Annotated in this window: 17 protein-coding genes; 8 read left to right on the top strand and 9 right to left on the bottom strand. The window is 62.1% G+C overall.

Annotation, left to right across the window (positions count from 1 at the left end):
- Positions 1 to 306 precede the first annotated feature (306 nt).
- Positions 307 to 2,598 carry a putative Ig domain-containing protein gene (locus AC4FS3_RS10040; RefSeq protein ID WP_491020451.1) on the bottom strand — a complete coding sequence of 764 codons (2,292 nt, stop codon included), beginning with the start codon at positions 2,596 to 2,598 and terminating at the stop codon, positions 307 to 309.
- 457 nt (positions 2,599 to 3,055) lie between these two features.
- On the opposite strand from AC4FS3_RS10040, the gene AC4FS3_RS10035 reads away from it, so the two are divergent.
- The 4 genes from AC4FS3_RS10035 (at position 3,056) to AC4FS3_RS10020 (ending at position 6,494) form a co-directional block, all read left to right on the top strand.
- A complete protein-coding gene (locus AC4FS3_RS10035) occupies positions 3,056 to 3,988 on the top strand; it encodes an IS5 family transposase (RefSeq protein ID WP_491020450.1) in 933 nt (310 codons plus the stop codon).
- Entirely contained in the window at positions 3,957 to 4,835 is an 879-nt protein-coding gene (locus AC4FS3_RS10030) for an Ldh family oxidoreductase (RefSeq protein WP_491020449.1), read from the top strand. The genes AC4FS3_RS10035 and AC4FS3_RS10030 overlap by 32 nt, the downstream gene beginning before the upstream one ends.
- A gap of 30 nt (positions 4,836 to 4,865) precedes the next feature.
- Positions 4,866 to 5,054, top strand: coding sequence for a tautomerase family protein (locus AC4FS3_RS10025; protein WP_491020448.1), 189 nt, complete (start codon positions 4,866 to 4,868; stop codon positions 5,052 to 5,054).
- A 474-nt stretch (positions 5,055 to 5,528) separates the two neighbouring features.
- Positions 5,529 to 6,494: a GntR family transcriptional regulator gene (locus AC4FS3_RS10020; protein ID WP_491020447.1), complete on the top strand. Its 966-nt coding sequence runs from the start codon at positions 5,529 to 5,531 to the stop codon at positions 6,492 to 6,494.
- 42 nt (positions 6,495 to 6,536) lie between these two features.
- On the opposite strand, the gene AC4FS3_RS10015 is transcribed toward AC4FS3_RS10020, so the two are convergent.
- The 8 genes from AC4FS3_RS10015 to AC4FS3_RS09980 all read right to left on the bottom strand — a co-directional run bounded on the left by AC4FS3_RS10015 (position 6,537) and on the right by AC4FS3_RS09980 (position 15,560).
- On the bottom strand, positions 6,537 to 8,063 hold the full coding sequence (locus AC4FS3_RS10015) for a UxaA family hydrolase (protein ID WP_491020446.1): 1,527 nt from the start codon (positions 8,061 to 8,063) through the stop codon (positions 6,537 to 6,539).
- A 138-nt stretch (positions 8,064 to 8,201) separates the two neighbouring features.
- A complete protein-coding gene (locus tag AC4FS3_RS10010) occupies positions 8,202 to 9,938 on the bottom strand; it encodes an FAD-binding protein (protein WP_491020445.1) in 1,737 nt (578 codons plus the stop codon).
- A complete protein-coding gene (locus AC4FS3_RS10005) occupies positions 9,938 to 11,470 on the bottom strand; it encodes a CoA-transferase (protein ID WP_491020444.1) in 1,533 nt (510 codons plus the stop codon). Before AC4FS3_RS10005 ends, AC4FS3_RS10010 begins: the two co-directional genes overlap by 1 nt.
- Before the next feature lie 12 nt (positions 11,471 to 11,482).
- Entirely contained in the window at positions 11,483 to 12,262 is a 780-nt protein-coding gene (locus tag AC4FS3_RS10000; protein WP_491020443.1) for an IclR family transcriptional regulator, read from the bottom strand.
- Positions 12,259 to 12,714: a MaoC family dehydratase gene (locus tag AC4FS3_RS09995; protein WP_491020442.1), complete on the bottom strand. Its 456-nt coding sequence runs from the start codon at positions 12,712 to 12,714 to the stop codon at positions 12,259 to 12,261. The genes AC4FS3_RS10000 and AC4FS3_RS09995 overlap by 4 nt, the downstream gene beginning before the upstream one ends.
- A gap of 1 nt (position 12,715) precedes the next feature.
- Positions 12,716 to 14,008 (bottom strand): TRAP transporter large permease, encoded by a 1,293-nt coding sequence (locus AC4FS3_RS09990; protein WP_491020441.1) that lies wholly within the window; start codon positions 14,006 to 14,008, stop codon positions 12,716 to 12,718.
- Positions 14,005 to 14,511, bottom strand: a complete 507-nt coding sequence (locus tag AC4FS3_RS09985; RefSeq protein ID WP_491020440.1) for a TRAP transporter small permease — start codon at positions 14,509 to 14,511, stop codon at positions 14,005 to 14,007. Before AC4FS3_RS09985 ends, AC4FS3_RS09990 begins: the two co-directional genes overlap by 4 nt.
- Before the next feature lie 62 nt (positions 14,512 to 14,573).
- Positions 14,574 to 15,560 carry a TRAP transporter substrate-binding protein gene (locus tag AC4FS3_RS09980; RefSeq protein WP_491020439.1) on the bottom strand — a complete coding sequence of 329 codons (987 nt, stop codon included), beginning with the start codon at positions 15,558 to 15,560 and terminating at the stop codon, positions 14,574 to 14,576.
- A gap of 500 nt (positions 15,561 to 16,060) precedes the next feature.
- Here AC4FS3_RS09980 and AC4FS3_RS09975 point away from each other — a divergent pair, with 500 nt between their 5' ends.
- The 4 genes from AC4FS3_RS09975 to AC4FS3_RS09960 are packed head-to-tail and all read left to right on the top strand — an operon-like array spanning position 16,061 to position 18,950.
- Positions 16,061 to 16,744: an amino acid ABC transporter permease gene (locus tag AC4FS3_RS09975; RefSeq protein WP_092903535.1), complete on the top strand. Its 684-nt coding sequence runs from the start codon at positions 16,061 to 16,063 to the stop codon at positions 16,742 to 16,744.
- Positions 16,745 to 16,757: 13 nt separating this feature from the next.
- Positions 16,758 to 17,402 carry an amino acid ABC transporter permease gene (locus AC4FS3_RS09970; protein WP_491020438.1) on the top strand — a complete coding sequence of 215 codons (645 nt, stop codon included), beginning with the start codon at positions 16,758 to 16,760 and terminating at the stop codon, positions 17,400 to 17,402.
- Complete coding sequence (locus AC4FS3_RS09965) at positions 17,386 to 18,120, top strand: amino acid ABC transporter ATP-binding protein (RefSeq protein ID WP_491020437.1); 735 nt, start codon at positions 17,386 to 17,388, stop codon at positions 18,118 to 18,120. The genes AC4FS3_RS09970 and AC4FS3_RS09965 overlap by 17 nt, the downstream gene beginning before the upstream one ends.
- 32 nt (positions 18,121 to 18,152) lie before the next feature.
- Entirely contained in the window at positions 18,153 to 18,950 is a 798-nt protein-coding gene (locus AC4FS3_RS09960; protein WP_491020436.1) for a transporter substrate-binding domain-containing protein, read from the top strand.
- Positions 18,951 to 18,978 lie beyond the last annotated feature (28 nt).

The following is an 18,978-nucleotide window of genomic DNA, read 5'->3' as shown; positions in this document are numbered from 1 at the left end:
GGAACCCGCTGGCAGAAGCCGCGTTAACGACTGCGCGAAGGCAGCAGGTATCTTTCGCAGGGAGCGGGCCACGCGATCAAGCGGGCAGAGGCAACCGTCCGAAACAGAATGTAACGCCCCGGAACATAATGCGTGTCACTGGCGACCCATTTGTTGCAGAAACGTTTCCGGGTTTGCTCCGGAGGTGCCACTGGTACCCCCGTTGACGCGGCTGGGTCCCTGAGCCCGGACCTCGCTGAGAGTCTGGCCGGGTACCGGTCTGCGGCGATGGGGCCACAGCCGGAAACCCGGTCAAAGCACGGCAGATCAGAAGCTGCGATTGAGGTTGAGCCGCACCGCGACCGCCTCCCGGTCGTCAGCCCCGATCCCCTCATAGCGCAGCGCGACAAGGCTCTGCCAGGCGCTGGCCGCGTCCGAGCGCAGGCCCAGCTCCAGCGCGCCGATCAGATCGTCGCTTTCCTCAGTGCCGCTGCCCGCGAAGTCCCAGGCGAGCGACGGCTCAACAAAGGCGCGCAGGTTCTGTCCCGCCGGCCCCTCGAAGCGAGAGGACAGCGTCAGGCGCCAGACTTCAACGGCCAGCCCGTCAACGGCGACGCTGCTGACGCCATCGCTCACTGTGTAATCCTGCTGGCTTTCGCGCATCCAGGCGAGGTCGAGCTTCGGCGAAACCGTGACGCCGGACGACAGATCGCGGATGCCATAGACGCTGGCACGGGCAAGGCTGCGCTCGGTGTCGAAGCCGCCCCGGAACCACTCCGCACCGCCGCCGAACACGTCGAGCGCCGCGTCGTTGTCAGAGCGGCCATAGGCGATGCGGGCGGTATAATAGAGATCGGTGCTGAAGCGGCCGGCGATATAAGGCCCGACCATCCAGCCATTGCCGGAAATGTCGCTGGCATCCTTTGCCGTCTCGGACATGCGGTCGACCTGGACCATCATCCCGAGCGTCAGATCAGGGTTCAGCAGATAGTCGAACCCTGCCGAGACCAGTCCGAAATCGCCCTTGCGCGTCGCTTCGCCGCTGTGGCTGTAGCGGTATTCGGCATATTCGCCCTCAATCCAGAGGAACCACAGCCCGTCCGCGCTGAGCCGGCCGGCGGCAAAGCTGAGATCGGTGCCGTCCTGGGTCGAGCGCGAGGTGATGCCATTGCCCGAGGTATCGCCCCGGTTTTCCAGCCGGTAGCCGCGCGGCTCGGAGGCCAGCATGCGCTCGATCCGCGCCGCCATAAAGCGGGTGGTGGCCTGCTCAAACGCCTCGGCGACGCGCTCATCATCATTCTCGACGCTGATTGTCAGGATCGCGCTGAGCGAGGGGCCGGTCTGGTCGGTGGCGGTAACAGTGTAGGCGGTGGCGGAAAGGATGGCGCCCGGCGTGCCGCTGATCGTGCCTGTCACCGGGTCAAGCTCGATCCCCGCAGGCAGCATCGGGCTGACCGAGAAGCTGACCGTGCCCGAGCCGCCGGTGATCGTTGCGGTGACCACCGGATCAATCGCCACACCACGGGTCAGGCGCAGATAGCTTTGCGACAGGCTGAGGCCCAGCGGCGGGTGTTCGACCCCGATGCTGATAGCGGCGGTCTCGGTATAGCCGTTGCCATCGGTCAGGGTGACCGTGTAGCCAGTGACCGGGCTGGCAACCGTCGGCGTGCCGCTGATCGTGCCCGTGACTGCGTCAATCGACAGACCTGAGGGCAGGGCGGGCGTGATGGAGAAGCTGAAATTCTCATCCCCGCCGCTCGCGCTGGCAGTGACGGGGGTAATCGCGGTGCCCCGGATCGCCGAGATGCTGCTATCCGACAGGGTCAGGACCAGCGACCGGTCCTCCACCGTCAGGGTCAGCGTCGCCTCATCGCCCAGGTTGCGGCTGTCGACGGCAGTGATGGTATAGGTGGTCTCCGGGCTGCCTGCTTCCGGCGTGCCGGTCAGCGCGCCGGTGCTTGCGTTCAGCGTCAGACCTGCCGGCAGAGCCGGGCTGATGGAATAGGTGTAAGGCGCGACGCCACCGGTAGCGCTGGCCTGGATCGGGTCAATGGCGGTTCCCATCACCAGAACGGCTGACGAGCCTGAAAGGCTCAGCTCGGGGTTGGGCAGGTCGTAGAGGACGATACCGGAATTGCTGTCGGTGATGTAATCCGGGTTGGCGCGATCGTCGTATGTATCACTCAGCTCGACAGTCCAGGTGCCGCCGGCATTCAGCACCGGCGGGTTGACCTGCAACCTGCTGGTGGCGCGATAGTAGCCGGGCTGCGATGCGAAATTCATCTCGGGCCCGGTAAATTCAAAGCGCTGCCCGCCCGGCGCGATCAGCGCCAGCACGGTTTCGGAGCCATAGCTGCTGCCGCGATGCGAAACACCGATTGCCGTCTCGATTTCGGTCACACGGCTCCCGGCCGGAACCGTAAATGTGCGGCTGCTGGGCGCATTGCCCATGACAGAGATGTTCGACAGATCGACGGCGGCGATCTGCTGGCGCTCCTGCGCGAGGGCCGGCGAGACCAGCGCGATGCACAGAGCCGCGATCAGACCGACAAGCCAGACCAGAGGTCGGAAGGCGCGAAAATCTGGAGATGGAGTTATGCCGGCACTGCTCAGCCGCATCGGTCTTCCCTTCGGATTGGGCCGGACCGCTGCACCTGACAGATCCCAAAAGGCACCTGATATCAGGTTGAATCGCGACGACCTGGTTACACTTTAAAGGCGATACCCATCACGAAGGCATGCAGCAATTCATCAGATGAAACCGCAAGAAATGCAGCGTAACGCCCCGAAACATCAGGCGTGTCATGATTAACGCAATCTCCGGAAAACCCGCGTTGCACCTGCGGCAATCAGGGATCCGAACGGTAACTGTCACGCCGGCAAGGCTCGTTTCAGGTCGGATCTGCGCTTTACATGCAGGCGATTTCTGAAGGAGGGGACGCCGCGCTGACGTCAGCCGTTTATCATCTCCTGAAAGCCGAAGTCGCTGAGGACCGCAGTGTGGTTCTCATCCGGCTTTGTTGCGCAAATGAAGCGTAGGATTCACCTCACGAATCCAGTCTGTTAGTCAGGCGGTATGAGCAGACCGAAGCCGCCGACTTACCGCACCACGAACTGGCATGACTACAATGCTGCGCTTGCGCGGCGTGGGTCGCTGTCGATCTGGTTTGACCCCAGGACGCAGTGGCTTGCCGCGCCAACCGGCAAGCGTGGTCGTCAGCCCGTCTTCACTGATGCCGCGATCCAGACCTGCCTGACGCTGAAGACCCTGTTCGGACTACCGCTACGGCAGACGACTGGCATGATCGCCAGTCTGCTTGAGCTTGCCGGGCTGGATTGGCCGGTGCCGGACTTCAGCACCCTATGCCGTCGCCAAAAGACCTTGATCGTCCACATCCCCTACCGCCCCAGCTCAGGCGCTCTGCACCTGCTGATCGACAGCACTGGCGTGAAAGCCGAGGGCGATGGCGAGTGGCTGGCCAAGAAACACGGCCCGTCGAAGCCGCGGGACTGGCGCAAGGTTCACCTCGGGATTGATGCTGAGACGCTGGAAATCCGGGCTATCGAGATCACAGGCAGCCGGATCGGCGATGCGCCCGTTATGCCCGACCTGCTGAACCAGATCCCTGGCGATCAGCCCTTGGGCATGGTCACCGCCGATGGGGCCTATGACACGCGGGCCTGTCACGCCGCCATTGCGGCGCGCGGGGCAGCGGCAGTCATCCCGCCCCGCAGGAACGGCAAGCCGTGGAAGGAACACACGGCAGGGGCGGTCGCGCGCAACAACGCCCTGCGCAGTTGCCGCCGTCTTGGCCGAGCGATCTGGAAACGCTGGGCCGGCTATCACCGACGAAGCCTGGTCAAGGCAAAGATGCGCTGCTTCAAACTCTTGGGAGAGCGCGTCATGTCGCGCGACTTCGACAGACAGGTGGCCGAGCTTCAGATCAGGGCGGCCATCCTGAACCGCTTCACCGCCCTTGGAACGCCCCTCACGCTGCGCGCGGGATAGGTCTGTCAGGGGAAAGGGGAACTCCGGACATAACCGGATTTGCGCAACAAAGCCGCGCCTGACCAGAACCGCGCCTGCGGTTCTGCGCTGTGACGGTGATCGCGGTTTCGCGCCCTTTGCCTTTGCCCATGCGCGCGAGGCGCTGATCGGTGCAGCACGCAGCCAGGGCATCGCCACGCTGGCTGTGCAGAACAGTCACCACTTCTCGGCGCTCTGGGCGGAGATCGAGCCTCTGACCGCCGCCGGACTGGTCGCCTGGGCCTTCGTGATCGGGCAATGTGCGGTGGCGCCGCATGGCGGGACAAAGCGGCTCTTCGGCCCCAATCCGATGGCCTTCGGTTGGCCTCGACCCGGGCGCGAGCCGATGATATTCGACTTCGCCACCAGTGCGGCTGCGAGAGGTGAGGTGGAGCTGTGCCGCCTCGCCGGTGAGGATTTACCGGAGGGCTGGGGGATCGACCCGGCGGGCCAGTCCAGCACTGATCCGACCTCCGTCCTGCAGGGGGCGCTTTTGCCCTTTGGCGGCCATAAAGGCTCGGCCATGTCGCTGATGGTGGAACTGATCGCCGGGCCGCTGATCGGCGAGATGACCAGCCGGCAGATCGTCGCCACCGGCATTGCGGACATTGGCCCGCCGCCAGGCGGTGAGCTGATCCTGGCGCTAGACCCGACCGCTTTCGGCCATGATGCCGGCGCGCTCGGTGAAAGGCTTCTGGCGGATTTCGCGGCGGAGCCCGGTCTGCGCATGCCCTCGGCACGCCGTTACGCGGCCCGGGCGCAACATCAGGGTCAGCTGATCGAGGTTCCCGCCGCTTTGCTTGCCGAAATCGAGGCCCTTTGCGGCTGACCCGATCCCTTCAGATCAGAAAGAAGACCCATGCCGATTATCCGTGTCGAGCTGTTCCCCGGCCGCAGCTATGAAGTGAAGATGGAGCTGGCCGAGGGTATCACCCGCCTGTTCGAGGAAAAGGCCGGCAGCGCACCCGAGGCGACCACAATCGTCTTCACTGAGGTCTCGCCGTCGGACTGGGTGGTGGCGGGCAAACCTTACGCCGCCGATAAATAGACCCGGCGCTCAAGGCTAGGTTGGCGCGAAATTCTGCTGGAAAACTAGACTCTCGGAGCGGCAGATCCGGTCGCTGTAGTTATTTTAAATAACTGTTTTAACATATTTTTTCGATACTGAATTGCTCAGTCGTCTCCTTTGCCTGCCGTGTACCGCCCGACTCAGGATACCCCCGAACACGCAGGCAGAAGATCTGAGTTACTCCCCGATCCCCGGACAGATTTCCGGCTTGTCTAAGCTCCTCTCAGAAGGAACCACGCCTTTCGTGCTATACGAAAACTGCTGCCTGGCACGGCATTTGGTCCGGGCGGCAGCTCTGGCGGGCCGCGCGCCGGTCACCCGGCAGTCAGACAAGTTGCAGGGGCTATGAGCATATCCAGGGCAAACGGGGCGGTATGTGAAAGTCTCTCTGCATGGCACTGCGGCTTCCGGCCTGATAAGATACGCGGAGGAAACGATGGCAAAATGCACCACATGCCGAAACAATCTCTTCATGATTTCGCCTCAGGCTGTCTGGAAGCAGCCATTGATGCTGGCATTCTTCCGGTCGGCACCGTGATGCTCGAAGGGCCGATCGCGCAGCATTTCGGCATAAGCCGTGTGCCTGTGCGTCAGGCCATCGCCCGACTGGAGGGGAAGGGCAAGGCGTATCGCTTCGATGGCAGGGGCCTGGTGGTTGGGCCGCCCGGAACGCCACCAAGACGCGAGCTATTGGAGAAAGTCCTGCCCAGCCTGATCCTTGAAGAACGACCGCCCGCGCTCGCCTGGCAGACATTCGGCAATGAGCTGGAAGCGATTATCGTCCATCAGGCTTTCTTCGGGGCTGTGCGGCTGAGCGAGGCGGAACTGGCGCGCCACTTCAATGTCGGGCGCAGCGTTGCACGAGATGCGCTTCAGCATCTTGAACCGCTCGGGTTGATCGGCAAGGATTCCAGCCAGCGCTGGCTGGTGGTCCCGCTGGACGATCAAAGGATTCATGAGCTCTATCAACTGCGCCTGCAGCTGGAGCCACGCACCCTTGCAGAGGCGACCCCCTTTATTCCCCTGGATCTGCTCACCGACATGATCACGCGCCATGAGGGCGCGCTACGACGCTATGTTTCGCTCAGCGCTGAAGATCTGTATGCGCTTGAACTTGATCTGCATGTGACCTGTCTGGGCTTTTGTCCGAATGCGACTTTCGTTTCCGTGCTCCGTCGAACACAGTGCCTCCTTTTGCTCAGTCGCCAGGTTCTGGGTCGCAGACTGGAAATGCCGCAGACAGAACCATTCCTGGCCGAGCATCTGACCGTGCTCCGCGCTATGGCAGCAGGGGATGCGACGGCGGTCAAAGAAGCCATGGCACTGCATCTGTCGAATTCGGTGGCGAAGGTCGCAGCGCGCGCCGCCGCCATGCGCGACCGCTATCAGCCGACGCCGCAGCCCTTCTTCCGGCCCTGAAACTGCGGGCGCCCCGGCGGGATCCGGGGCGAAGTCTCAGGATCAGGTTACCGCCCCGACCTGCCAGGGCACGAATTCATTATTGCCATAGTCGAACTGCTCGGAAAGCGTCCGCTCGCCCGAGGCGACGGCAAGGACCAGATCATAGATCCGCCTGCCCGCCGCCTCGATCGTATCAGTGCCACGGGCAATATCACCGCAATTGATATCCATATCTTCCTTCATATGGTCATACATCACGGTATTGGTGGCGATCTTGATGGTCGGGCTGGGCTTCCAGCCCGAAACCGAGCCGCGCCCGGTGGTGAAGCAGACCATATTGCAGCCGCCCGCCACCTGGCCGGTCACCGCCACCGGGTCATATCCGGGCGTGTCCATGAAAACGAACCCTTGCTCGGTAATCTTTTCGGCATAGTGATAGACCGCGTTCAGCGGCATCGAACCGCCCTTCGCCACCGCGCCCAGCGACTTTTCAAGAATGGTGGTCAGCCCGCCTTCCTTATTGCCATGCGAGGGGTTGTTGTTCAGCTCTGCCCCGTTGCGGCTGGTATAACCGCGCCACCATTCAATCCGCTCCAGCAACCGTTCCGCCACTTCCGGGCTGCGGGCACGCCGGGTCAGCAAATGCTCGGCACCGTAGATTTCCGGGGTCTCTGCCAGCACCGTCGTAGCCCCGTTGCGCACCAGAAGGTCCGAGGCGTAGCCGAGCGCCGGATTGGCGGTGATCCCGGAATAGCCATCCGATCCGCCGCATTCCAGCGCCACTTTCAGATGTGAAAGCGGCTGGCGGCTGCGTTTCACCGCATTCACCTCGGGCAGCATTTCGCGGATCATCCCGCAGGCGGCTTCGATGGTTTTGCGGGTGCCGCCAAGCTGCTGGATCGTCATGGTGCGGAAGCGGTTGCCCTCTTCCAGCTTGTAATGCTCCAGGATCGGGCGGATCTGATTGGTCTCACAGCCCAGGCCGATCATCAGGATGCCGCCGAAATTCGGATGCGTGGCATAGCCGCTGATGACGCGGGTCAGATATTCATAGCCCTCGCCATTGGTGTTGATCGCACAACCGCCGCCATGGGTCAGCGGCACGACGCCATGGATATTGTCATAGCCATCCAGCCCGCCGGAGCGGTTGAAATGCTCGGCGATGTAATGCGACACCGTGGCCGAGCAATTCACCGTCGAGACAATGCCGATATAGTTGCGGGTGCCGACGCCGCCATAGCCACGATCATAGCCCATGAATGTCGCGCGCTCAGCCTCGGGCAGCAGCCCCGGCCATTGCGTCTCGGTGCAGAACTGATGGCGCACCGCGCTGTCGGTCATCGAAAGATTGTGCAGATGGACATGCTGGCCGGCCGCAATGCCGGTGCTGGCAATGCCGATGACCTGGCCGAATTTGCGCACCTCTGTCCCGGCCGGAATGTCCTGAAGCGCGACCTTATGGCCGCGCGGCAGCAGATCCGTGGCGCTCAGACCGGCAATCCCGAGCGGCTCACCGATCTTCAGCATCCGGCGCAGCACACCGACACTGTCGGCCGGGTTAAGCTGGATAACAGGGGCCTGCTGCATCATTCGCTCCATTAATGGCTAATGCTGGCAATATACATTAATAGGGCAGTGCAGGGTCAAGAGGCAGAATGCACCCGATAAGAAAAAGCCGGCCACCCGGAAGCCCGGGGGCCGGCTTTGCCGTTCCGCGAGATCAGATCAGAGCGAGCCGAGCGCGGCGCGGAAGAAGCCTTCCGGCCGATTGCGGTCAAAGATGATGCTGGTTTCCTGGCCCGGATCGGCGGCGGGGAAATCCTCACGGTAATGGCCGCCCCGGCTTTCTGTGCGCTCCTGCGCCGCCCGCGCCATCAGACAGCCGGTTTCCAGCAGGTTCTCGGTTTCCAGCACGAAGCGCAGCGCCGCAGGATTGTCGACCGGCACCCGCGCCAGCCTGTCGCGCAGCGCCGCTGCCCCCGACAGGAAGGCCGCAAGCCCCGCACCGTCGCGCACGACCAGCAGATGCCGGGTTGCCAGCGCCTGAAGATCAAGCCGGACCGCCTCGGCGCTTTCCTCACCCTTGCGGGCCATGACCGCGCTGAGCCTCGCCTGTTCCGCCGCGCAGCGATCCGGCAAAGGCCGCCGCCCCTCGGCCAGCGCAAGCGCGGCCGCTGCCCGCCCGGCCCTTGCACCAAACACCTGGCATGTCATCGCCATATTGCCGCCCAGCCGGTCGGCGCCATGCGGGCCGGCGGCGGTTTCGCCGGCAGCGAAAAGCCCCCGGATGTTCGAGCCGGCCCCGGCATCGATGCGCAGCCCCCCGTTGATCGCATGGCCGGAACAGGTGATCTGCACCCGGTCCTTGTAAAGATCGACACCCTTGGCCAGGTACCAGTCATAGGTCAACGGCCACATATGCGCGATCGAGCGGCTGCTGTCGCCCAGCACCTTGTCGAAATCGGTATCGCGGAAATCCATCCAGACCCCGCCCTCGGGCGTGCCTTTGCCGCTGTTGATGGTCTTCTGGATCGAAATCTCGACATAGCGCGAGACGCCGCGCGCGCTGAAGGGGAAGTGGTTCTCCTTGGCATCCAGCACCGCATCGCGGGTCACACCTTCCGGCAGGAAAGGCTGGATCACCGGCTGACCCTCGGCATCGGTCAGGTTGGGACGCGCATCCCAGAGGTAATTGCCGAAGAGATTCACGAAAGGCGACAGGATGCTGACCCCGGCCTGCATGAATTCCATATTGGTCAGATGCGCTCCGGCCCGCCAGGCCATGGCATAGCCATCACCGGTGATATCGGCCGGATAGAGGTTTTTCGAGAAGAGCTGGCTCGCACCACCCGTCGTCATGATCGTCGCACCGGCACGTAACAGGACCGGCGCGCCCTCGCGGTCAATCGCAAGCGCGCCAAGACAGATACCGTCGCGCACGACCAGATCGACCACCATCAGCTGATCGAGCCCCCGGATGCCTTTCGCCGTCACCTCACTGCCAAGGGCGCGCATGATCGGCTTGAAATGGTCGCGGATCACATGCGAGCGCGGCCGGCTGGAAAAGCAGGCCCGAAAGGTCAGATAGCCGCCCTGTTCGGTCTTCTCGAACGGCACGCCCTTGCCTTCCAGGTAATGCAGCGCCTCTTCCGCCTCTTCGGTCAGGATCTCAACCAGCCGCGGATCGGCCATGCCCTGGGCGGCATACAGAATATCGCCGGCATGGACGCCCGGATTGTCGGAACTGTCCCCTGCCCCGTCCGGCACGTTGAAGGCGCCCACTTCGGCGACGCTGTAGAAGGTGGCGCCGCTGCCGCGCAGATTGCCTTTGACGGCGATCAGCACGTCGGCTCCGGCCTCGCGGGCCTCAAGCGCGGCGCGCAAGGCCGCACCGCCGCCGCCGATCACCAGGACATCGGTTTCCACCTCGCGCAGAGGTTTTTCATTCCAGTCGCGCTGCATCACTGATCTCCGAAATGGCGGGCATCCATCGGCTTCAGCGCCGGGCTGACCTCGATGGCAAAGGGAACCAGATCGAGGATCTGGCTTTTCACGTCGATCCCCGGGGCGACCTCATCAAGGCGCAGGCCGTTTTCCTGCAAGGAGAAGACGGCACGTTCGGTGATATAAAGCACCTGCTGCCCCTTGCGCCGTGCCGAGGCCGCATTGAAGGTGACCTGCTCGACTGCCGGGATGAGTTTCGGGAACCGCCCCTCAGACGCCACGACCAGACGCCCGTCCTGCCAGCGAATATCGACGCCGCCGGCATTGAAAGAGCCGCAGAACACCACCCGTTTCGTCTGATGGGTGATGTCGACAAAGCCGCCGCAGCCGGGCACGATGCCGTTGAAACGGCTGACATTCACATTTCCCTGCGCATCGAGCTGGCCAAAGCCAAGGAAGGTGATGTCGAGCCCGCCGCCAAGGAAAAAGTCAAAAACATTGGTGGAATCGATTATCGCATCGGGGTTCACATTGGTGCCGAAGATCGCACGATCCCCCGGCACCCCCCCGATGGAACCATGTTCGGGAAAGAAAGTGGTGCCGCCGCTTTCGCTGCGCTCATTCAGGATGCGCGGGATCTCGATCGGCATGCCGACGCCCAGATTGACCACCTCTCCGTCGCGGATTTCCTGGGCGGCGCGGCTCGCGATGATGCGCGAGGGCCCGGGCTCGACGCGGCTCTGGCCCTGGTAGGGAATGCGCACCTCGCCCGTCAGGGCCGGGTTCAGAGCGCCGCCCGAGACCAATTGCTCCGGCTCGACCACCACCGCGTCAACGAAAATACCGGGGATCTCGACCATGCGCGGATGCAGCGAGCCGCCTTTCACCAGACGGCGCACCTGCACGATGACCTTGCCGCCGGAATTCTTCGCGGCCATGGCCATGGTGCGGATGCCCAGCGAGACCGGCTCATCCTCAAGCGAGATATTGCCGAACTCATCAGCCGAGGTGCCGCGCAGGAAGGCAATATCTATGCGCGGATTGTCGTAGACGAGGCGCGCTTTGCCATCGGCCATCTCTTTGCGCACAATCGGCTCTTTCGCGGCGGCATTCATCCGGCCGCCGCCAAGATCCGGGTCGACAAAGGTGTCGAGACCCACTTCGGTCACGGTCTTTTCCTGCTTCGCCGCAATGCCGCGCAGCATCTGAAAGACGGTGCCCATCGGCAGGCAATGCGCCTCGAACGCATTGGCATTGAGCAGTGTCGTGTAACGCGATTCCTTGAGGAAAGAGTAGCCGCTGCCAATGGCGCGCGCGACCATGCCGGGGCGGGCGAGGTTTTCAAGCCCGCGCCCCGCGCCCATACCGACGATAATGGGGTGGATCTCGGTCAGGTTCTTCGGCGCGCCGGTCTCATCATGGCGGCGGCCAAGCGCGCCCAGCAGCGCATCGGGCGTCAGCACATTCTCGCAGCCGCAGATCACCAGCGTATCGCCATCCTTGACAAGGCCTGCGGCCTCGTCGGCGGTCACCACAGAGATAGTCTTCATGAGTTTTTCCTGTCAGGCCCCCAGCCCGCGCGTGATAAGCGCGGCGGTTTCACGCAACCTGCCCAACAGTCGGGGGATCGACTCCTCGGGCATCCGAACGGAAGGGATGGCGAAATTGATCGCAGCGACCAGAGTGCCGCCGCCACTGTACAAGGGCACGCCGATCGACGACACGCCCTCTTCGAATTCACCGATATTGAAAGAGCACTCCTCGCGCAGGATCCGGCGGCGCTCGGCTTCCAGCGCCAATGGATCGGTGATCGTGCGCTCGGTAAAGCGCTCACGCGGTTCCTTGAGGAAGGCGGAAAAGTCCTCATCGCTCATATGCGCCATGAAGATCTTGCCCATGCTGGTGCAATGCAGCGGCGACGGTGCGCCCACCCGCGAATGCAGGTTCAGCATATGGCTGACGCGCCGGCTGCTGGCCCTGAGCAGATAGAAGGCGTAAAATCCCTCGCGCCGGCCAAGGTGGGTCACCTCGCCGACCTCATCGGTCAGCGCCTGAAGATGCGGGCGCGCCAGCTCGACTATATCAAGCCTAGCAAGCCGGTCAGCCCCGAGCCGCAGCAGATTTCCGCCAAGCCGGTAAGCCTGGGTCTGCGGGTCCTGGCTGAGGAAATTGCGCGATTCCAGGGTGCGGACGATATCATAGACCGTCCCCTTGGAGACCGAGAGGTCCTTGGCGATCTCGCTGATGCCCTTGCCATGCGAACCGATGCTTTCCAGCACATCGACAGCCCGCAACAACGAGCGCAACAACTTGCGGTCAGTGCCTTCCGGCGCGTTTGTCATGGGCTGGGCTCCTTGCTGTCGGGACGCGGACGCAAAACCTTGACCACTTTTTCACCGGTTGCGCAAAGCTCGCTACGCTGGTTGCGCACCTCTGCCGCGAAGAAGATCTTGCGCCGCTCAACGTCAACCGCATCGACCGTGACCGTGCACTGCACGGTGTCGCCGATCATCACCGGCGCAAGGCATTTCACCGAAAAGATCTGCGCCGCATAGCCGACCGGCTCAAGCCGCTCGCCCAGCAGGTTCACCGCACAGGCCGAGATATAGCCCGGCAGCAAAGCGCCATGCACGACGCGCCCGCCAAAGCGCCCCTCGGCATATTCGCGGTTCACATGGTTCGGATGCATATCCCCGCTGATGCCAGCAAAGAGATAGACATCCGATTCCGAGACCGTTCGACGCAGCGTCGCGCTCTCTCCGATGCTGATTTCATGGATCGGGTTCATGGTCATATCAGGCGGCTCCCATGATAAGGTCGGGCAGGAAGAGAACGATTTGCGGGAAGAGGATCAGCGCCAGGATCAGCAGGAGCATGGCGAGGACGAAAGGCATGGTCTCGCGGATCACCACCGGCATCGGCACCTTGGCGATAGAGCCCGCGATCAGGATGCACAGGCCAAAAGGCGGCGTGATCAGGCCAAGGGCTGCTGTCATCACGATCACCATCGCCATTTGCAGCGGGTCTATCCCGACCGAGGCCGCAATCTGCTGCGCAATCGGCAGGAAGATGATCATCGCGGGAACCCCGTCGATGAAGAGGCCGACCGTGAAGAAGATCGCCACGATCAGCAAAAGGCCGGTGGTCGGGCAAATGTCACGCCCCTCGATGAGGCCGGCGACCATTTCCGGCACCTGGAGATAGGCCACCATCCAGCCGAAAGCCACGGCAGCGGCAATGGCGAAAGTTGGCAAAGACACCATAAGCGCAGCATCCCTTGCGATCTGCGGCAGCTGGTTCAGCCGGATGCTGCGCAGCAGCACGATCACCACCAATGTATAGGCAACCGCGACAACGCCGGCCTCGGTCGGGGTGAAAACCGCCGAGAGAATGCCGCCAAAAATAATGACCGGCACCCCAAGCGGCAAAAGGCAGCGGCGGAAAGCCTGGATGACTTCAGGGGCCCGGGCGCGCGGCGTCGACTCGACCCCCATTCGCTTTGCCATGAACCAGGCCATTGCCATCTGAGAGATCCCGACCAAGGCGCCGGGGATGAAGCCGGCCAGGAAAAGCCGCGACATCGAGATATTGGTCAGCGAGCCATAGACGATCATCAGCACGCTGGGAGGGATGATCGCGCCCATGGTCGAGGAGGCCGCCGTGATCGCTGCCGAAAAGCCCGGCGAATAGCCGCGCCTGACCATGGCCGGGATCATCATCGATCCCATCCCGGCCGTATCGGCGGTGGCGGTGCCGGAAACGGTGGCGAACATCATCGAGCAGAACACATTGACCTGGGCAATGCCGCCCCGGATATGGCCGACCAGAACCTGAGCAAGGTCAATGAAGCGGTCGGTGATATTGCCCTGGTTCATCAGGTATCCGGCCAGGATGAAGAAGGGAATCGCCAGCAGCGGAAAGTAATTCAGCGCCGCATACATCCGCTCGACCAGCAGCATCGGCGGCATACCGGTGCACAGAATGGTCAGCATGGTTGCGGTGGCGAGGCCAACGGCCAACGGAACCCGCAGCAAGAGCAATGTGCAAAGGCTGCCAAAGAGCAGCACGACAAGCCAGGCCTCACTCATGCGTTTTCTCCGCGCTCGCCGGAAACCACGCCGAAAAGATTCCAGAGCCCTGAAATCGTGAACAAAGCCCCGCTGAGCGGCATGATCAGCATTGTGTAGCCTTGTGGGATTCCCAGCGAGAAGGAGTGCCGCATCATGCCTGCCATCGCGAATTTCCAGCCATAGACCAGGAAAAGAAGACCGAGGCCGGTGAAGAGCGCATGGCCAAGGACCTCCAGCCCGCGCGCAACCGGACTGCCAGGCGCCACGAAGCCGGAAAGGAGGTCAACCGCGAAATGCTCTTTGCGCAGCGCCGCCACCGAACCGCCAAGAAAAGCGATCCAGACAAAGCAGATCGTCGCCGTCTCCATCGACCAGATAAAGGAATGTCGAAACAGATTTCGTGCCACCAGCTCCAGCAGAAGCGCGCCGCACATCACCACCAGCAAGATGGTGCAGAAATTGAGGATCAGGCTGTCGGCCGCAGCAAAAAGCCGCGCCACCCGCCCGGGACGATGGGTCATCGGAACTGTCCTTGAGGGGCCCGATCGCCGCAACATGGGCGCCCGGGTCGGGTTGTCTGCGTTCAGAGACCGCGAATCGCGGTGAGAAGATCAATCGCGTCGGCTTCGGTTGCCACCCGCTCGTAAAGCGTGGCCAGCGGCGCGCGGAAAGCCGGAATATCGACTTCAGAGATCACCGCACCGCCCTTGGTCAGACCCTCGATCGCTCGCTCCTGGAATTCCAGCGACAGATCAAGCAGGCGCTGACCGGCCGCATCGAAAGCCCCCTCGACCTCGTCGCGCAGATCTTCCGGTATCTTAGCCAGCGACGGATCCGACGCGATCACAAGCGCAACATAGAAGGAGTGATCGGTCCTGGAGATGTATTTGGCCACTTCGTGAAGCTTGTAGGTGAAAAGCACGTCAGGTGCGTTTTCCACCGCCTGGACCACGCCCTGGCGCATTGCCGCAACCACTTCAGGCATCGGGAGATTCACCGGGCTGGCGCCATAGGTCGACCAAACTTCTGATTCGATGGGATTGGCCTGCACACGCATCCGTGGCGCAAGCTTCGCCATATCGGCGGGGCTGGTGATTTCACCCTTGCTGTTGGCGACCCAGCGGCTGCCGACGGTCGAGGGCGCCTTCAGGGAAATGCCCAGACCGGCAGCGGCGACCTGATCTTCCAACAGGGTCCAGACCGGGCTGTCCGGCGCCATCGCGGCGCGGTAAATCTGATAATCTGCAAAGATATAAGGCACGCTGAAAAGCTGAAGCTGCGGCACATAGGTTGCGAAATTCGCCCCGCCCACCACCGCGATATCAAGCGATCCGCTGCGCAGCCCTTCGATCATGCTCAGTTCATCGCCAAGCTGCTGGTTCGGGTAGATACGCAGCCCGACCCGGCCCTCGGTACGGGCCCGAAGCTCTTCATCCAGCAGGGTCAGCGTTGCGTAATAGAGCCCGTCCTGGTTGCCCTCGGTACCGGCGGAAAGCGTTATTTCCTGCGCCGTTGCAGCACCGCCGAAGAACAGCGCGGTGACCGCGGCTGCGATGGTAGATCTGAACATTTTTCTCCTCCCAGAGATCGTACGATTATACCGTACGATGTACGACAATTCTGAAGGAATATTTCTGCCGCTGTCAACTGCCCTCAGAGCGAAAGCGCAAAACAGCAGGGCAGTTCGAAATTATGATATTGATATTGGCTTATAATTTTCACATGCCCGGCCAAAAACCGGGCCGAAACCCGACCCTGCGGCTGAGTCGCGCCGGACCGGCGTCGCCTTTTTCCTGCCTTCGGTCATGGTGAGCCGCCCTTGTCGGTCGGGCCTTCTTTCCTGTGCCTCCCCTGCCCTTTTCGCGCGGCTGCCTGTCGGGGGGGGGTAGTCGCAAAAGTGAACGCACTATGGAAATATTTCGTTTGCCAATCCTGCGGCGGCAGGGCTACCCCAAGAACAGGGAGCGGAGCAATCCGCCGGAGTAATCTGGAGAAATCAGTCAGAACGCTCGCGGCCTGCAAAGGCCGGCGATGCCGAATGCTGTGCGGTGGGAGGAGCTCAACACAGGTATGACTTATGTTTTCGTATTCGATGCCGTCCTGAGGGCCTGGCCGAGACTGCTGGAAGGTGCGATCTATACGATCCAGCTTTCGGTGATCTCTATCGCGCTCGGCTTTGTCCTCGGAACGCTTTGCGCCATCGTGCGCCACCAGAACCTGCGCATCCTGAACCCGCTGGTCTCGGTCTATGTGGATGTGATCCGCAACACGCCGTTTCTGGTCCAGGCCTTCCTGGTGTTCTTCGGCCTTTCCACCGCAGGGATCCAGCTTTCCGCCCAGACCGCCGCCATCCTCGCGATCACGCTCAATGTCGGGGCCTATAGCTGCGAGATCATGCGCGCCGGCCTCGAATCGATCCATCGCAGCCAGATCGAGGCCGCGGAATCGCTGGGCATGTCAAAAAGCGCGATCTACTGGCACGTGATCTTGCTGCCCGCGACCGAGCGCGTCTATCCGGCACTGACCAGCCAGTTCATCCTGATGATGCTGGCCACCTCGGTCACGTCGCAAATCTCGGCCGAGGAACTGACCGGCATCGCCAATATCATCCAGTCGGAAACCTTCCGCAGCTTTGAGACCTATATCGTGGTCGGTGTGATCTATATCGGTCTGTCTTTGCTGTTCCGGCTCGGCTTCTGGCTGATCGGCCAGGTGCTCTTCCGCCGCAAGCGCCTGCTTGGCACCAGCGTGTGAAGGGGACCGGATCATGATGTCATTCACGCAATTCAACTACATTCTCACCGGCGCAATGTGGACAGTCGGGCTGTCGCTGATCGCCTTTATCGGGGGCGGCCTGCTCGGCTTCATCATTGCCCTGATGCGGGTCTCGCCAAATCGCTGGGTCAGGGGGGCAACCTGGGTCTATATCCAGCTTATCCAGGGCACACCGCTGCTGATCCTGCTGTTTCTCAGCTATTTCGGCATGAGCCTGCTCGGCTATCGGCCCAGCCCGTTTTTTGCGGTAGCGCTTGGCTTCTCGATCTATGCCTCGGCCTTTCTGGGCGAGATCTGGCGCAGCGCCATTGAATCGGTGAACCGCTCGCAATGGGAGGCCTCGGCCTGCCTTGGCTTCGACCGCTTTCAACAGCTGTCCCGGATCATCATTCCGCAGGCCGTTCGCATCGCCACGCCCCCGACAGTGGGCTTCATGGTGCAGGTCGTGAAGCACACTTCGCTAGCCTCGATTGTCGGCTTTGTCGAACTGACCCGGGCCGCGCAGGTTATCAACAACGCGATCTTCCAGCCCTTCATGATCTACCTGCTTATCGCGGCGATCTATTTCGCGATCTGCTACCCGCTTTCCCAACTCAGCAAGAAACTGGAAGGAGCCCTGAATGTCTCCGGTCGTTAGTGTCAAGGATGTCCACAAAAGCTTTGGCGCTTTTGAGGTTCTTAAAGGGGTCTCCCTCGATGTCGCGCGCGGCCAGATGGTAGCGATCATCGGGAAAAGCGGCTCGGGCAAAAGCACGTTGCTGCGCTGCCTCAACGGGCTTGAAAGCATCAGCTCCGGTAAAATCTCCATCTGCGACGTGCCGGTGAATGAGATCGGGGGGCAAGAGCTGCGCCGGCTGCGGATGCGGGTCGGGATCGTGTTCCAGGGCTATAACCTGTTTCCGCATCTGACCGTGCGAAGGAATATCACCCTCGCCCTGACCACCATCAAAAAGATGGCGCGGGCCGCAGCGGATGCCATTGCAGACCGTGTGCTGGACCAGGTCGGCATGACCGAAAAGGCAGAATCCTATCCCGAACAGCTCTCGGGCGGGCAACAGCAGCGGGTGGCAATTGCGCGCTCACTGGCGATGGAACCCGAACTGATTCTGTTTGACGAGGTGACATCGGCGCTGGACCCGGAACTGACGGGTGAGGTGCTGAAGGTCATGGAAAGCCTCGCCAAAGGCGGCATGACCATGGTGCTGGTCACCCATGAGATGGGTTTCGCCAAAAAGGCGGCGGATGTCGTCGTCTACATGCATGAAGGCAAGGTGTGGGAAGCCGGCCCGCCCAGCGAGATCTTTGCCAATCCGAAGACCCAGGAGCTCGCCAGGTTCCTGAGCAGCGAGCTCTGAAAGAAATAAACCAACAGGAGGAGGAGAGAACCATGTTGAGAAGAACACTGCTTGCCGCATTGGTCGGCGCAACCACCCTGGCAGGCGCCGGCTTTGCCGCTGCCGATACGCTGGATGACATCAAGGCACGCGGCAAGATCCTTGTCGGAATCGACCTGAACTTCCCGCCCTTCGGCACTCTGGACGCAAATCTGAAGCCAGTAGGCTCTGATGTGGCGGCGGCAAAACTGCTGGCCGAACATCTGGGCGTTGACCTTGAGATCGTCGAGCTGAACGGCCCGAACCGGGTTCCCTACCTGCTGACCAGCAACGTGGACGTGGTGATTTCGAGCTTCTCGATCACGCCCGAACGTCAGGAAGTCATCGACTTCTCCTACCCCTATTCGGCGTCGGAAAGCTCGATCATGGCGCCCGCCGACGTGGACATCTCTGCCCTTGAGGATCTGGCCGGCAAGCGCATCGGTGTGGTGCGCGGCAATCTGCAGGACACGCTGCTGGTGCCGATCGTCCCCGAAGGCACCCAGCTGGTGCGCTTTGACGATGACGCCTCGAACGTGGTGGCGCTGCTTTCCGGCCAGGTCGTCGCCATCGGCGCCTCGGCTGAACTACTGCCCTCGATCACGCAGCGCGCACCCGACAGAAACATCGAGCGCAAACTGGCGATCAAGATCGTTCCCCACGGCATCGGCGTCCGCAAGGAAGAACCTGCGCTGCTGGCTGCCCTGAACGAGTTCGTACAGACCAATCTCGAAAACGGTCGCCTGAAAGAGACCTTTGCCGAGAATGTCGGGATGCCGCTCGCCGATCTCAGCGAATACCTGCCGAAGTAACAGAACTGCCGCCGATCACCGTCCCCGG

The sequence above is a fragment of the Pseudogemmobacter sp. TB195 genome, from assembly GCF_058313095.1.
The sequence above is the reverse complement of the archived record's forward strand: the minus strand, read 5'-3'. Positions and strand labels throughout refer to the sequence as shown.

Excerpts from the sequence above, each read along its gene's own strand:
- AC4FS3_RS10040 (WP_491020451.1), bottom strand. The coding sequence starts at position 2,598 with ATGCGGCTGAGCAGTGCCGGCATAACTCCATCTCCAGATTTTCGCGCC.
- AC4FS3_RS10035 (WP_491020450.1), top strand. The coding sequence starts at position 3,056 with ATGAGCAGACCGAAGCCGCCGACTTACCGCACCACGAACTGGCATGAC.
- AC4FS3_RS10025 (WP_491020448.1), top strand. The coding sequence starts at position 4,866 with ATGCCGATTATCCGTGTCGAGCTGTTCCCCGGCCGCAGCTATGAAGTG.
- AC4FS3_RS10020 (WP_491020447.1), top strand. The coding sequence starts at position 5,529 with ATGCCGAAACAATCTCTTCATGATTTCGCCTCAGGCTGTCTGGAAGCA.
- AC4FS3_RS10015 (WP_491020446.1), bottom strand. The coding sequence starts at position 8,063 with ATGCAGCAGGCCCCTGTTATCCAGCTTAACCCGGCCGACAGTGTCGGT.
- AC4FS3_RS10010 (WP_491020445.1), bottom strand. The coding sequence starts at position 9,938 with ATGCAGCGCGACTGGAATGAAAAACCTCTGCGCGAGGTGGAAACCGAT.
- AC4FS3_RS10005 (WP_491020444.1), bottom strand. The coding sequence starts at position 11,470 with ATGAAGACTATCTCTGTGGTGACCGCCGACGAGGCCGCAGGCCTTGTC.
- AC4FS3_RS10000 (WP_491020443.1), bottom strand. The coding sequence starts at position 12,262 with ATGACAAACGCGCCGGAAGGCACTGACCGCAAGTTGTTGCGCTCGTTG.
- AC4FS3_RS09995 (WP_491020442.1), bottom strand. The coding sequence starts at position 12,714 with ATGACCATGAACCCGATCCATGAAATCAGCATCGGAGAGAGCGCGACG.
- AC4FS3_RS09990 (WP_491020441.1), bottom strand. The coding sequence starts at position 14,008 with ATGAGTGAGGCCTGGCTTGTCGTGCTGCTCTTTGGCAGCCTTTGCACA.
- AC4FS3_RS09985 (WP_491020440.1), bottom strand. The coding sequence starts at position 14,511 with ATGACCCATCGTCCCGGGCGGGTGGCGCGGCTTTTTGCTGCGGCCGAC.
- AC4FS3_RS09980 (WP_491020439.1), bottom strand. The coding sequence starts at position 15,560 with ATGTTCAGATCTACCATCGCAGCCGCGGTCACCGCGCTGTTCTTCGGC.
- AC4FS3_RS09975 (WP_092903535.1), top strand. The coding sequence starts at position 16,061 with ATGACTTATGTTTTCGTATTCGATGCCGTCCTGAGGGCCTGGCCGAGA.
- AC4FS3_RS09970 (WP_491020438.1), top strand. The coding sequence starts at position 16,758 with ATGATGTCATTCACGCAATTCAACTACATTCTCACCGGCGCAATGTGG.
- AC4FS3_RS09965 (WP_491020437.1), top strand. The coding sequence starts at position 17,386 with ATGTCTCCGGTCGTTAGTGTCAAGGATGTCCACAAAAGCTTTGGCGCT.
- AC4FS3_RS09960 (WP_491020436.1), top strand. The coding sequence starts at position 18,153 with ATGTTGAGAAGAACACTGCTTGCCGCATTGGTCGGCGCAACCACCCTG.